This is a genomic window from uncultured Desulfovibrio sp. (genome assembly GCF_944324525.1).
In the GTDB taxonomy this organism is placed as follows: Bacteria; Desulfobacterota; Desulfovibrionia; order Desulfovibrionales; family Desulfovibrionaceae; genus Desulfovibrio.
Map to the genome: position 1 here is coordinate 1 of NZ_CALUWS010000061.1, position 12,538 is coordinate 12,538.

Genomic DNA, 12,538 nt, shown 5'->3' on the forward strand with positions numbered 1-12,538 from the left:
CTCACTCGTTTGTTGGTTTGTCTGGTAACTTCCAATTTACCGAATGAGGAAAGGGTGAACAACCTATCGGAACACAAGCCCTAGGGGAGGACGATGCCCGGATAGCGCGTGCTCTTCACGGCGGACTTGACCATGTTCAGGGCGGCGTGATCGTCGCCGGTCAGCGAGTAGATGATGAAGATCCCATTGCTTTCCGTCATCCAGAGCCGGCCGGAGACATTCTCCTTTTCATAAGGGACGGTAAAGACGTTGCCCTGGCGCTCCACGGGCATGTTGGTTTGGAACATCTGGGCGAACATGGACGCGATGATGTCCATGCGGGTGCCGTGGGTCTGGCCCGCCACCAGCGTGGCCGCCGCCTTCTTGTCCGCTCGGGCCACCACGAGGCTGACGTTCTTTTCTTCCCAGGTGGGCTCCATGACCACGTCCCAGCCGTCCGGCACGTCGAACGTGAAGTAGTCGGCATCCAGCGTGCGGGCGTAGACGTTCTGGTTGGCAAGGATGAGCAGGGCCAGGACAAGACAGATGTTTTTCATGACGATTCCCCGTGATGGATAGGTTGGGGCAAGCTTAATCGGGCTCGTGCCGCCTTGCAAGCGCATTGTGGCCGCTTGCGTCGCGGGAGGGGAGCGGCTAACATAGCAGCATCACTTTGCAAGGAGCTCATACATGACGCAAGCTTTCTGTTACTGGTTTACCGGCCTGTCCGGGGCCGGAAAGTCCACCATCGCCGGTGAACTGGTGCCCCTGCTGCGCGAGCGCGGCGAGAACCCCTTCATCCTGGACGGCGATGTGCTCCGGCAGGGGCTTTGCCGCGATCTCGGCTTTTCCGAAGCCGACCGTACGGAAAACCAGCGGCGCGTGGCCGAAGTGGCGGCCATCCTGCTGCAGGCGGGCGTGTCGCCCATCGTGGCCTTCATCTCGCCGCTGGCCAATGCGCGGGAAGAGGCGCGCCGCATCGTGGGCACGGAGCGCTTTTTCGAGATCTACATCAATACGCCGCTGGATGTGGCGGAAGCGCGAGACCCCAAGGGACTGTACAAAAAGGTGCGCGCCGGCCTGATCAGCGAGTTCACCGGCATCTCCTCGCCCTTTGAGGCGCCGGAACGGGCGGATTGCGTCGTTCCCACGGTGGACCGTACGCCGTACGAGTGCGCCCGGCAGATCGTGGACGAGCTGGGCGGAGGCAAGAAGGAGCGCAACTGATCATGCAGGCGGAAATCATTGCCGTAGGGACGGAGCTGCTGCTGGGCCATACCATCAATTCCGATGCGGCCCATGTGGGACGTGAGCTGTCCGCGCTGGGCATCGACGTGCTGCACAGCTGCGTGGTGGGGGACAATCCCCGGCGGCTGGAAGCGGCATTGCGCGAGGCGCTCGCGCGCAGCGATCTGGTCATCACCACCGGCGGGCTTGGCCCTACGGAGGATGATCTCACCAAGGAGACCATCGCCGCCGTGCTGGAGATGCCCTTGGAGGAGGATGCCGACAGCCTCGTCCGGCTGAAGGAATATTTCGGCGAGCGTCCCATGGGCCCCAACCAGTACAAGCAGGTCATGCTGCCGCGCGGCTCCCGCGCTCTGCCCAACCGCATCGGCACCGCGCCGGGCTGCTATGCCTGCCGTGCCGACGGCAAGGCCGTGGCCATGCTGCCCGGTCCGCCCCGCGAGCTGCTGCCCATGCTGCGGGAACAGCTCGTCCCCATTCTGGCGGCCCGCACGCAGGCCTGCATCTGCTCGCACATGGTGCGCACCTTTGCCCAGGGTGAGGGGGATGCCGCCTTGCGTCTGGCCGAGCTGACCGGGCTGGCCAATCCGTCCACGGCCACATACGCCACGGACGGCGAGATGTTCGTGCGGGTGACGGCCAAGGCCGAAAGCGCCGAGGCCGCCGAAGCCCTTGCCGCGCCCACCCTCGCCCGCGTGCGGGAACTGCTGGGGGATGTGGTCTACGGCGTGGATGTGGACAATCTGGAGAGCGTGGTGGTGCCGGAGCTGGCCCGCCGCGGACAGACGGTGGCCACGGCCGAATCCTGCACCGGCGGCCTGCTGGCCGCGGCCATTACGGACGTGCCCGGCTCCTCGGCCGTCTTCCGTACCGGACTGGTGACCTACGCCAATGAGAGCAAGACGCGCCTGCTGGGCGTGCCGGAGGAACTGCTTGCCCGCGTGGGCGCGGTGAGCGAGGAAGTCGCCCGGCACATGGCCGCCGCCGTGCGCGAGCGGGCCGGCAGCCACTGGGGCATCGGCATCACCGGCATCGCCGGGCCGGATGGCGGTACGGAGGAAAAGCCGGTGGGCCTCGTCTACATCGCGCTTGCCGGGGCGGATCGTACCTGGCTGCGGGTCATGCGTCCGCAGGGCCGCTACATGGGCCGGCAGTGGACGCGCCGCCGCGCCGTGGGCCACGGGCTGGACATGCTGCGGCGGGCCCTGGCCGGTCTGGAGGTTGAATTGCAGGCCTCCACGCGCGGACGTTTCTGAGGCCGCTCCGCATACCGCCTGCGCCGCTGCGGCAGAGCGTGTGACGCAAGGCGCTGAAAATATCATGCCGGGGAAGGGCGAAAGCCTTTCCCCGGCATGTTTTTTCTTATATCCGGCACGTCGGCGAAAACGCCGCGCCGCGCTGGGACGGCAGCACAGCGCCGTCCGGCCCGAAGCGAGCGGAAAAAGCGCGTTTTTTCCGCAAAACGACAGGCCGTATGGTTTGAAACGCTACGCGTTGCAAACGGAAACCGCTCTAAAATTCCGTATACTGACCGAGACCTTCCCTGTCGCTCAGGTGGGAAAGCACCTGTTCAAGCAGGATACCCTCGGTGTTGACGGTGTTCTGGGTGAGGGTAACGCTGATGCCGCGCGTCACGAAGCGCACGGCACGCTCCACCGCCAGGGGCAGGCTGTCGCCCTGCAGCAGGGCCCCCACCAGGACGCTGGCGAAGACGTCGCCCGTGCCGGGATAGAACGCGTCGATCCAGCGGCTGCTGACCATCCAGAAGCGGCCTTCCGTCCGATCGTAGGCCACGGAGCCGCAGTAGCCGTCCCGGTAGGCCGGGGCGCTGGTGAAGACCACCTGGCGCGGCCCCATGTCCGACAGGCGGACGAGCTGGCGCTTGAGGTCCTCCGGGGAAAGATCGGGGCGGTAGGGCTCGTCCAGCAGGAGGGCGGCCTCGGTGAGGTTGGGCGTCACGATGTGGGCAAGACCGATGAGGCGGCGCATGGCCCGCACCATGTCCATGGTCTGGGTGGGCAGGAGGACGCCGTTGTCCGCCAGCACGGGATCGACCAGCGCGAAGCCGTCAGGCTTGAGGAAATCCCGTATGCAGCGCCCGGCGATCTCCACCTGATCCAGATTGCCGAGAAAGCCGGAATACACGCAGTCAAAGCTCAACTGCAGGCGCTGCCAGTGGTCGAGGATGGGGTGCATCTCGCCTGTGAGGTCATGGAAGGTGAAGCCTGTCATGCCGCCGGTCTGGGTGGAGAGCACCGCCGTGGGCAGGGGACAGGTCTGGATGCCCATGTTGTTGAGGATGGGGATGGCCGCGGTCAGCGAAACGCGCCCGAAGCCGGAAAGGTCATGGATGGCGGCAACGCGGCGCAGCGGGGTTTCGTACATGGCGTTTCATGCTCCTGCCGTCAGGAGCTGACGGCTGTCGGGGAAAAGGCGCGTCAGGCTCAGGCGTTCGGGTGCAGCAGGCTTTCCCGCACCTCGCGCCAGGCGGGAGCGGCCCTGTCCTTGTCGGACAGGAGGCGTTCCGGCGAGTCCGGCCAGATGATGCCGATGTCCGGATCGTCCCAGCGCAGGGAGCCTTCATCTTCGGGATGGTAGAAATCCGTGCACTTGTAGTGGAAATGCGCGGTCTCGCTCAGGACGAGGAAGCCGTGGGCCATGCCCGGCGGCACCCAGAGCTGATGCTGATTGTCCGCCGTCAGGATGGCGCCGAACCATTTGCCGAAGGTGGGAGAGCCGGGGCGGATGTCCACAGCCACATCAAAGACGCTGCCCAGAGAGACGGAAACCAGCTTGCCCTGCGGATGGCGGCGCTGGAAATGCAGGCCGCGCAGGGTGCCGCCCCGGGAGCGGGAATGGTTGTCCTGCACGAAGGGGAGATCGATGCCGGCCGCGGCATACCGCTCCTGCTGCCAGGTCTCCACGAAGAAGCCCCGCTGGTCCCCCCAGATCTTGGGCCGGATGAGGAGCACGTCCGCAACGCTTGTCTGTTCAACTTCCATGATGTTTCTCGCAATTAGCTTTTTGATGGGCCGGATTCCCGGCCGGAAAGGATCAGATCCGCGGCCTCGCCCAGACTTGCCGCCCGCAGCAGGGGCGGATCCTCGTCAGGCAGACCGACGCCGGCGCTGAGCAGGATGGGCGTGCAGCCCGCCGCCCGGCCGGCCGTCACATCGCTCATCTTGTCGCCGATCATCCATGAGCGCCCAAGATCGATGAACCAGTCGTCCGCCGCCCGCAGCAGCATGCCGGGAGCGGGCTTGCGGCAGGTGCAGGCCCCGTCGATGTCCGGGTGATGCGGACAATGGTAAAAAGCGTCGATGTGCGCCCCCTGGCTGCGCAGGTCGGCGTCCATCCAGTCATGCAGGGCCTGCATGGTCGGGACGTCGTAATAGCCGCGGGCGATGCCGGACTGGTTGGTGACCACGATGAGCAGATAGCCCGCCCAGCGCAGGCGGGCCAGAGCCGCGGCCACGCCGGGCAGCCAGCGCACGTCTTCCGGGCGGCAGACATAGCCGAGGTCGGCGTTGAGGGTGCCGTCCCTGTCCAGGAAGACGGCGGGACGCAGGGCCGAAGAGGAGGCGTTCTCCACGGCGCTCCTCCCTCACCAGCCGCGCACGGCATCCACCAGTTCCAGCAGATACTGGCCGTAGCCGGACTTGCAGAGCGGCCGGGCCAGATCCCGGAGGTGGTCGGCGTCGATGAAGCCCTTGCGCCAGGCGATCTCCTCGGGGCAGGCCACCTTGAGACCCTGACGGCACTGGACGGCCTGCACGAAGTTGGCCGCCGCCAGCAGGGAGTCGTGCGTGCCCGTGTCCAGCCAGGCGATGCCGCGTCCCATGCGGGCCACGCGCAGGCTGCCCTCGCGCAGGTAATGGTTGTTGACGTCCGTGATCTCCAGTTCGCCGCGTGCCGAGGGCCGGATGGTGCGCGCCACGTCCACGATGCGCTCGTCATAGAAGTACAGACCGGTCACGGCGAAGTTGGAGCGCGGCTCTTCCGGCTTTTCCTCGATGCTCAGGGCGTTTCCTTCCTCGTCGAACTCCACCACCCCGTAGCGGGCCGGATCGCTGACATGGTAGGCGAAGACCGTGGCCCCTTCGCGTTGCTGCATGGCCGTTTCCAGCAGCCTGTCCATGCCGTGGCCGAAAAAGATGTTGTCGCCCAGGATGAGGCAGGCCGGCGCGCCCGCCAGGAAGTCTTCGGCCAGCAGGAAGGCCTGCGCCAGACCGTCGGGATGGGGCTGGACGATGTAGGTGAAGGCGCAGCCCCACTGGCTGCCGTCGCCCAGCATGGCCTGGAAGAGCGGCAGGTGCTGCGGCGTGGAGATGATGGCGATCTCCCGCATGCCCGCCAGCATGAGCACGCTGAGCGGATAATAGATCATGGGCTTGTCGTACACGGGCATGAGCTGCTTGCTGACGCCCAGCGTGATGGGATGCAGGCGCGTGCCGGAGCCGCCCGCCAGGATGATGCCCTTGCGTCGCATGTCAGCGCCCCGCATAGTTGACCTCCAGCCACTGACGGTAGGCGCCGCTCTGCACGGCTTCGAGCCACTGGGCATTGTCGAGGTACCAGCGGACGGTATCGCGCAGGCCGGAGTCGAAGCTGTGGCGCGGCTGCCAGCCCAGTTCCCGTTCGATGCGGTCGCAGTTCATGGCATAGCGCCAGTCATGCCCCGGCCGGTCCGTCACGAAGGTGATGAGATCGGCATAGGGGCCGTCGGCGTGGGGACGCTCTTCGTCCAGGATGGCGCAGACGGCGCGGGCCACTTCCAGATTGTTGCGTTCGGCCCGGCCCCCGATATTGTAGGAGCGGCCCGGCGTGCCGGCTTCCAGCACGCGGGCGATGGCCGCGCAGTGGTCTTCCACATGCAGCCAGTCCCGCACGTTCTGTCCCGTGCCGTAGATGGGCAGGGGCGAGCGGGCCAGGGCGTTGCGGATGAGCAGGGGGATGAGCTTCTCGGGGAACTGGCGCGGCCCGTAGTTGTTGGAACAGTTGGTCAGCAGGACGGGCAGGCCGTAGGTCTCGTGGAAGGCCCGCACCAGATGGTCGCTGGCCGCCTTGGAGGCCGCGTACGGACTGTTGGGCGCGTAGGGCGTGTGCTCGGTGAAGGCGGGATCCTCCGGGCCGAGGCTGCCGAAAACTTCATCCGTGGAGACATGCAGGAAGCGGAAACGCCGCTGTTCCTCCTCCGTGAGCGAGCGCCAGTAGGCCAGCACGCAGCGCAGCAGGGCGGTGGTGCCCAGCACGTTGGTGCGCACGAAGGCCTCGGGATCGAGGATGGAGCGGTCCACATGGCTTTCGGCCGCGAAATTGATGACCGCGGCGGGGCGATGCGTGCGCAGCAGATGGGTCACAAGCTCGCTGTTGCCGATGTCGCCCTGCACAAAGGTATGGTCGGCATCTCCGGCCAGAGAGGCCAGATTGGCGAGGTTGCCGGAATAGGTCAGTTTGTCCAGCGTGACGGCGGGCGTGCCGGAGGCTCGTGTCCGCAGGACGTGACAGGAGCCGATGAAACCGGCGCCGCCGGTGATCAGGTGACAGGAATTCATAGGCGGTATCCTTGCTCGTGATGATGCCGCATGGTAGGCGAAGGCCGCACGGACGGCAAGGAAAAAAGGCCGCCGTGCCGTCATTCCAGCGGGAACTTCCCGTCCCAGCCGCGCAGGAGGCGGCGGGGAAAATCCGGCGGCAGGGCGGGCCGCGTCTCCGGATCGAGCGGGATGAGCTCGAAGTGTCCCCGCGCCTGGGACGCATACAAAATGATGTCTTCACCGAGCCAGGCGGCGCGCATGTTTCGTGACCGCCAGGTCACGTCATGGTGGCTTTTGCCCAGCACGGCGTCCACATCCCTGCCGTCCTTTTCCCGCGTCAGCCATTCCGCGCAGACACGGGCATCGCCCCGGTAGACGGCGACCAGATAGTAGCCCGGCCAGAGACGCCGCCAGCGCATCTCGTACGGCCATTCGGAGGAGCCGATGGGGACGGCATCCGGCGGCTGTGCCGATGCATGCAGCTCCGTGCCGTCGGCAAAGCGTACGCCTTCCGGTTCGTCGCCCACATAGCGGGCCGCCATCCCGGTCAGGTCCTTCCCGTCCGGGAAAAAGATGTGCCAGTAATCTTCCCTCGGCAGGAAATCCTTCCTGTTGCGCGGACATACGAGGACTTTCAGGAGGCGGCCTTCCCGCACGCTCAGGATGACGTAATCATCCCATTCCTGTTCCGCCGGCCCGGCGGCGGGCAGCAGCGGATGGGCAAAGGGGCTCTTTGCCGGATCTTCACCCGCCGACAGGCAGGGATGCATGTCGTGCGTGGTGAGCATGTACGGTCCGGTATAGGCCGGCTCCGGCAGGAAGAGCCTGGGCCGCCACGGGTCGGGGAGACCTCCCGAGCGCGGGAGCAGGCTGTCCAGGAAAAGCCAGAGGAATGGGACAAGGAGGAGCGTGGACAGGACGAACAGGACAGGGCGGCGGGGCATGGGCGGTTCTTCTTTGGGGGCGCGCCGGCCGTTCAGGACAGGACGGCCCGCCCGGCGGCGACGCCGCTGGCCCAGGCCCAGTGCAGGTTGTAGCCGCCCAGCAGGCCCGTCACGTCCAGCAGCTCGCCGATGAGGAACAGGCCCGGCAGGAGACGGCTTTCCAGACGGCGAGGCTCCACCTCGCGCACGTCGATGCCGCCGCCGCAGACCTCGGCCTTGCGGAAGTCCGCCACGCCGGAGGGCAGGAATCGCCGGGCGTGCACGGCGGCACAGAGCTGTTCGCGGGCCGCGCGGGAAAGTCCGGCCGCGCGGCGGCGGGCCGGCTCCGGCGGCAGCAGGGCCTCGGCAAGCCGTTGCGGCAGCTGTTGCCGCAGCAGGGAGAAGGGCGTCCGGCGTCCGCCCCGCGGATCATCCAGCAGCGCGCGGAAGGACGTCCCGGGCAGGAAATCCACCTGTACGGCCTTGCCCGGTTCCCAGAAGAGCGAGGCCTTGAGGGCCGCCGGGCCGCTGAGGCCCTCGTGGGTGAAGAGCAGATCGTCCTGCCAGACGGGATCGCGGGCCAGCGCCGGGGGGAGTCCCGTCTCCGGCAGGGAGATGCGGACCGGCAGGCTGATGCCCGCCAGCGTCGCCGGGGCGTCTTCGACCGGGGAGGACGACGCGCCGCCGGGGCCGGAGCGGGCGGCGGGAGGCAGTCCCCGGCGGGCGGCGGGGGGCAGTCTGCGGGAGGCCGTCCGCGACGGTTCGACGGGCCGGGCCGGTACCGCCGCCGGCGCGGGAAGCGCGTCAGGCGGCAGCAGGAGCGGAGCGAGCGCCGGGAAGGGCGGGACGAGCGTATGGCCGCAGGCCTGCGCCAGCCGGAAGCCCGCCGGGGAGCCGCCCGCCTGCGGCCAGGCCGGGGAACCGGCGGCCAGCACCACGGCGCGGGCCAGACAGGGGCCGCCGTCCGTCTCCACGCAAAAGCCGTCCGCCGTGCGTCGCAGGGCGCGTACCGTACAGCGGGTACGCACCTCGCCGCCGCGCGTCCGCACGTCCTCCATGAGGCAGTGCAGGAGGTTGCGCGCCGGGACCGTGAGAAAAAGCTGACCGTGCCCGCGTTCCTCCACGGGCAGGCCCCAGGCCGCCACGAGGCGCTCCATGACGGCCGGGGAAAAGGCCTTCAGGGCCGGGCCGCAGAAGGCGGGATCCCCGCAGCGGTAGTGCAGGGGCAGCACGCGGCGATTGGTGAAATTGGCCTTGCCGCCGCCGCTCACCAGCAGCTTGCGTCCGGGCCGGTCGGACTGCTCCAGCACGAGGACACGCAGGCCGCGTCCGGCCGCTTCGCGCGCGCACATGAGACCGGCCGGGCCGGCCCCCACCACAAGGACGTCCGTCCGCGGGGGGGAGGAGGGAACGGCATTTGACAGCCTTTCGGCTGCCGGACTAGGGTTGGAAGACATACGGCACCTGTTCCGGGCGTGTTCGTTTGCCGGGCATCCCGCCCGGGGCGGAGCGGCGCGGCGGGTGAGGGCTTCCGCTGTCCCGCTGCCGGAAAAAGCGGTACGGCAACGGCGGGCGCGCCCCTGCCCCGGGACAGGGAGCGGCGCACCGCAACCATACACAAGGGGGCGAAGCGTGCCAATACTTCCTTCCGGCTATGCGCCGCCCCTCTGGGCGCGGCAGGCGCATATCAATACCATCTGGGCCGCCAAGGGCCGCCGGGTGCGCTATCCCGACGCCGGGCAGCGCGGCCGGGTGCGCCGCATACGCCTTGAGACGCCGGACGGCGACTTTCTGGATGTGGACGAGCATCCGCCCCTGCGGGAGGGCGGCGCGCAGGCGGGAGCGGCGCGTGGCGTCGTCGTGATCTCGCACGGTCTGGAAGGGCACAGTCGCCGCCGGTATGTGCTGGGCCTGACGGCCGAGCTGCTGCGGCGCGGCTTCCGGGTGCTGGCCTGGAACATGCGTTCCTGTTCCGGCGAACCCAACCGGACGCGGCGGCTGTACCACATGGGCGAGACGGACGATCTGGCCTGTGTGGTGTCCCATGCCGAGACTTTCGGCCTGCCGGTGCTGCTGGCCGGGTTCAGCATGGGCGGCAACCAGATCTGCCGGTATCTGGCCGAGGCCCGCCGTTCGCCGTGGGTGCGCGCCGCGGCGGCGGTGTCCGTGCCCTGCGATCTGCCCGCGGCCGCGCAGGTCATGGCCGGGCCGGGCTGCCGCCTTTACATGCACTATTTTCTGCGTACCCTGCGGGCCAAGATGCGCGAGAAGGCGGCCCGCTTCCCCGATTTCCCCTCGCTGGAGGGCATGGACGATTTTCGTACGTTCAACGAGTTCGACGAGCGATTCACCGCGCCCCTGCACGGCTTTGCCGACGCCGCGACCTACTGGCGGGAATGCAGCGCCCTGCCGGTGCTGCCCCATATCGACATCCCCCTGTATCTGCTGCTGGCGGCCGATGATCCCTTTTGCGCGCCGTCCTGCTATCCGTGGGCGGCGGCGCGGGACAATGCCCATCTTTTTCTGGAAGTGCCCCTCCACGGGGGGCATGCGGGTTTCGTCAGCCGCGGGGAGGTCTGGTACAGCGAGCGGCGTGTGGCGGATTTCCTTTCCGCGTACGCGGAAAAAAGTACGGGCCGGTAGGGCGAGCCGCGTAAAGAACGGACGGCGGGGAAAAAGCGGGCGCGGCCCGTTTATGAACAAGGAGCGGCGAATATGGCCGAAACGGCGAAAAACGGTAGGGGACAGGGGACGGAAACGGCTGCCGGGGCGGTGCTGGGGATCGTCCTGCTGCTGGTCTGCTCCTGGCTCTTGTGGCGGCAGGAAGGCCGCCCGGCGGATGGAGCGGGCAAGGAGGCGGTCGCCGTGCTGGAGATCGAGGCGGACGGGACTTCGGGAGCCGTCCCGCCCGACAGGCTCGTTTACCTGAACGGCCGGCTGGAAACGGCGGACACGCTGACGGACCCCCTGACCGGATCGTCCGTGCAGGCGTTGGGCATCCGGCGCGAGGTGGAATATTTCCAATGGGTGGAAGTCCTCCGGCCGGCAGCGGCCGCCACCCCCGAGAGCGAGCGGAAAGCCGGGGACTTCGCCTATCATCAGCGCTGGGTCCCCGCGCCCGTGGATTCCGCCGCCTTCCATTCGGAACAGGCCCGCCGCCGCTATGCCAACATGGCGCTTGTGCGCCTTCCGGCCGAAAGGCAGTATGCCCGGGACGTCCGTCTCGGCGTCTATCGTCTGCCGGCCGGCCTCACGGCTTCCCTGCCTGCCGAAGAACCGTTCGCCGTCACCGTGCCCTCCGGCGTGCGGGACGAGCTCAACCGGCAGGCGGCGGAGGCGTACCGCAGCGCCGGACGCGGCACGCCCCTCCTGTCCAATATGGTGCACGTCCAGGGCGGCATCATCTATATCGGCGCGGGCGGCACGCCGCAAAACGGCGATGTGCGCGTCGTCTACAGCCTGATCCCGTCCATGCGGGCCAGTCTGGCGGGAGCCGTGCAGGGGACGGACGTCATCGCCTGGCGCGAGGCCGGGGGCAGGGAGTTCTGCCGCCTTGTGCCGGGGACGCGGGACGTGCGGGACATGCTGCCGGAACTGGCGCTCCCCGAGACGACGCCGGCGTCGGTGCTCTGGTTCCATCGGCTGGCCTCGGTACTGGTCTGCGCCTGCGCCTTTTTCCTCCTTTTGCGGCCGCTGCGGCTGGCCTTCCGCAAAAACGGGCCCTCCTCCTGCCGGGAGAGCCGGTTGTGGGGGGGGCGGCAGTCTGCTGCTGGGCCTGTTGTGGACGGCCGCCATCGTGCTGGGAGCGGCGCAGGGGAGCGGCCCCGGCATGTGAGGCCCGCCGCGTGAGCAGGCCCCGCGCCGGTGTTCCGTCCCGCTGTCCGCCTCACCACCAGTAAAGGGGATAGCGGCGCGTGGCGGACAGATTGTTCACCAGCAGCGCGATGCCCAGCATGAGACAGGCCCCGCTCAGGCAGGGGACAAGGGCATACAGGTAGCCGAGCTGACGTATGCCCTCGCCGCCGGTGACGGCGATGAGCGCCGTGGCTCCGCCGGGCGGATGCAGCGTTTTGCTCAGATGCATGAGGGCAATGGCGGTGGAGACGGCCAGCGCGGCAGCCAGCCAGAGCGGTTCGGGAACCAGCAGTCCGCAGCTCACGCCGGTCAGCGCCGAGACCAGATGCCCGCCCACCAGATTGCGGGGCTGGGCCAGCGGGCTTTGCGGCGCGCCGAAGGCCAGCACCGCCGAGGCCCCGAAGGAGCCGATGAGCAGCGGGAAGCCCGTATTGCCCGTGGCGTAACGCTCCAGCAGGGCTATGAGCGCAATGGCCAGACAGCTTCCCAGCCAGGACTGGAAGATCTCCCGTCCGGCGGCGCGTGGCGGCGGCTGATCCCCGCCGCGCATCTTTTTCAACAGTGGATGCATCCCGACCTCCTTGCTGCCCCGGGAGGGGCGTGTCGCGGCGTCTGCGGACGGCCGCCGAAGTCCTTGTAGCCGGGAGCTGGGAGAAGGGCAGTGCGCGGGCGCACAGGGAAGGCTGCTTGTCCGGCAGGGCGGCGCTGTACTGCCGCCTCGCGTTTTGCCTTTTTCAAAGCTAAAACGCTCTCGAGCCTGTTAACACAAATTTTACTCATTATTTCAATATATACATGAAATAAGATATACATACTCCGCCTACCCTGACGGGCGATACGCCCCTTGTCCCAGCTTTTTCCCCTGATAAAAGCGCGCTGGGGAAGGGATGGGGGGCTTGGGGGGAAGGGGAACCCCTCTCGCGCTGGCGGCGATCCAACGGGCGGCCCGCAGGGCCGTGTCCGTTAGGCGACGAAGGAGCCTTACGGACATCGACA

13 protein-coding genes are annotated in these 12,538 nt (G+C 67.8%); 4 read left to right on the plus strand and 9 right to left on the minus strand.

The genetic code is table 11. The annotated features are described in order from the left end of the window. Positions 1 to 80: 80 nt before the first annotated feature. The gene (locus tag Q0K12_RS11330) at positions 81 to 536 is read right to left on the minus strand and encodes a hypothetical protein (protein WP_297263036.1); all 456 of its coding nucleotides are present in this window, start codon (positions 534 to 536) and stop codon (positions 81 to 83) included. A 133-nt stretch (positions 537 to 669) separates the two neighbouring features. Here Q0K12_RS11330 and cysC point away from each other — a divergent pair, with 133 nt between their 5' ends. Next, positions 670 to 1,206: an adenylyl-sulfate kinase gene (cysC, locus tag Q0K12_RS11335; RefSeq protein WP_297263038.1), complete on the plus strand. Its 537-nt coding sequence runs from the start codon at positions 670 to 672 to the stop codon at positions 1,204 to 1,206. 2 nt (positions 1,207 to 1,208) lie between these two features. Beyond that, positions 1,209 to 2,483, plus strand: coding sequence for a competence/damage-inducible protein A (locus Q0K12_RS11340; RefSeq protein WP_297263040.1), 1,275 nt, complete (start codon positions 1,209 to 1,211; stop codon positions 2,481 to 2,483). 256 nt (positions 2,484 to 2,739) lie between these two features. On the opposite strand, the gene Q0K12_RS11345 is transcribed toward Q0K12_RS11340, so the two are convergent. The 7 genes from Q0K12_RS11345 to Q0K12_RS11375 form a co-directional block, all read right to left on the minus strand. After that, positions 2,740 to 3,612: a pyridoxamine kinase gene (locus Q0K12_RS11345; protein ID WP_297263042.1), complete on the minus strand. Its 873-nt coding sequence runs from the start codon at positions 3,610 to 3,612 to the stop codon at positions 2,740 to 2,742. Between the two features lie 59 nt (positions 3,613 to 3,671). Continuing rightward, entirely contained in the window at positions 3,672 to 4,229 is a 558-nt protein-coding gene (gene rfbC, locus Q0K12_RS11350) for a dTDP-4-dehydrorhamnose 3,5-epimerase (protein ID WP_297263044.1), read from the minus strand. Positions 4,230 to 4,243: 14 nt separating this feature from the next. Continuing rightward, positions 4,244 to 4,819, minus strand: a complete 576-nt coding sequence (gene gmhB, locus Q0K12_RS11355; protein WP_297263046.1) for a D-glycero-beta-D-manno-heptose 1,7-bisphosphate 7-phosphatase — start codon at positions 4,817 to 4,819, stop codon at positions 4,244 to 4,246. Positions 4,820 to 4,831: 12 nt separating this feature from the next. After that, complete coding sequence (gene rfbA / locus Q0K12_RS11360; RefSeq protein ID WP_297263047.1) at positions 4,832 to 5,716, minus strand: glucose-1-phosphate thymidylyltransferase RfbA; 885 nt, start codon at positions 5,714 to 5,716, stop codon at positions 4,832 to 4,834. Position 5,717: 1 nt separating this feature from the next. Further along, positions 5,718 to 6,782 carry a dTDP-glucose 4,6-dehydratase gene (rfbB, locus tag Q0K12_RS11365; protein ID WP_297263049.1) on the minus strand — a complete coding sequence of 355 codons (1,065 nt, stop codon included), beginning with the start codon at positions 6,780 to 6,782 and terminating at the stop codon, positions 5,718 to 5,720. Between the two features lie 80 nt (positions 6,783 to 6,862). After that, positions 6,863 to 7,708, minus strand: coding sequence for a hypothetical protein (locus tag Q0K12_RS11370; RefSeq protein WP_297263051.1), 846 nt, complete (start codon positions 7,706 to 7,708; stop codon positions 6,863 to 6,865). Between the two features lie 32 nt (positions 7,709 to 7,740). Further along, positions 7,741 to 9,144, minus strand: coding sequence for an FAD-dependent oxidoreductase (locus tag Q0K12_RS11375; RefSeq protein WP_297263053.1), 1,404 nt, complete (start codon positions 9,142 to 9,144; stop codon positions 7,741 to 7,743). 175 nt (positions 9,145 to 9,319) lie between these two features. Between Q0K12_RS11375 and Q0K12_RS11380 the strand changes: the two genes are divergently transcribed. Continuing rightward, positions 9,320 to 10,330 carry an alpha/beta fold hydrolase gene (locus Q0K12_RS11380; RefSeq protein WP_297263055.1) on the plus strand — a complete coding sequence of 337 codons (1,011 nt, stop codon included), beginning with the start codon at positions 9,320 to 9,322 and terminating at the stop codon, positions 10,328 to 10,330. A 72-nt stretch (positions 10,331 to 10,402) separates the two neighbouring features. Further along, a complete protein-coding gene (locus tag Q0K12_RS11385) occupies positions 10,403 to 11,536 on the plus strand; it encodes a TMEM43 family protein (RefSeq protein WP_297263057.1) in 1,134 nt (377 codons plus the stop codon). 37 nt (positions 11,537 to 11,573) lie between these two features. Here the strand turns inward: Q0K12_RS11385 and Q0K12_RS11390 are convergent, their stop codons facing one another. Further along, entirely contained in the window at positions 11,574 to 12,113 is a 540-nt protein-coding gene (locus tag Q0K12_RS11390; protein WP_297263059.1) for an HPP family protein, read from the minus strand. Positions 12,114 to 12,538 lie beyond the last annotated feature (425 nt).

What these genes read in the sequence shown, in the direction of transcription:
- cysC (WP_297263038.1), top strand. Translation starts at nt 670, where the DNA reads ATGACGCAAGCTTTCTGTTACTGGTTTACCGGCCTGTCCGGGGCCGGA.
- Q0K12_RS11375 (WP_297263053.1), bottom strand. Translation starts at nt 9,144, where the DNA reads ATGTCTTCCAACCCTAGTCCGGCAGCCGAAAGGCTGTCAAATGCCGTT.
- Q0K12_RS11345 (WP_297263042.1), bottom strand. Translation starts at nt 3,612, where the DNA reads ATGTACGAAACCCCGCTGCGCCGCGTTGCCGCCATCCATGACCTTTCC.
- Q0K12_RS11370 (WP_297263051.1), bottom strand. Translation starts at nt 7,708, where the DNA reads ATGCCCCGCCGCCCTGTCCTGTTCGTCCTGTCCACGCTCCTCCTTGTC.
- Q0K12_RS11330 (WP_297263036.1), bottom strand. Translation starts at nt 536, where the DNA reads ATGAAAAACATCTGTCTTGTCCTGGCCCTGCTCATCCTTGCCAACCAG.
- Q0K12_RS11385 (WP_297263057.1), top strand. Translation starts at nt 10,403, where the DNA reads ATGGCCGAAACGGCGAAAAACGGTAGGGGACAGGGGACGGAAACGGCT.
- rfbC (WP_297263044.1), bottom strand. Translation starts at nt 4,229, where the DNA reads ATGGAAGTTGAACAGACAAGCGTTGCGGACGTGCTCCTCATCCGGCCC.
- rfbA (WP_297263047.1), bottom strand. Translation starts at nt 5,716, where the DNA reads ATGCGACGCAAGGGCATCATCCTGGCGGGCGGCTCCGGCACGCGCCTG.
- Q0K12_RS11340 (WP_297263040.1), top strand. Translation starts at nt 1,209, where the DNA reads ATGCAGGCGGAAATCATTGCCGTAGGGACGGAGCTGCTGCTGGGCCAT.
- rfbB (WP_297263049.1), bottom strand. Translation starts at nt 6,782, where the DNA reads ATGAATTCCTGTCACCTGATCACCGGCGGCGCCGGTTTCATCGGCTCC.
- Q0K12_RS11390 (WP_297263059.1), bottom strand. Translation starts at nt 12,113, where the DNA reads ATGCATCCACTGTTGAAAAAGATGCGCGGCGGGGATCAGCCGCCGCCA.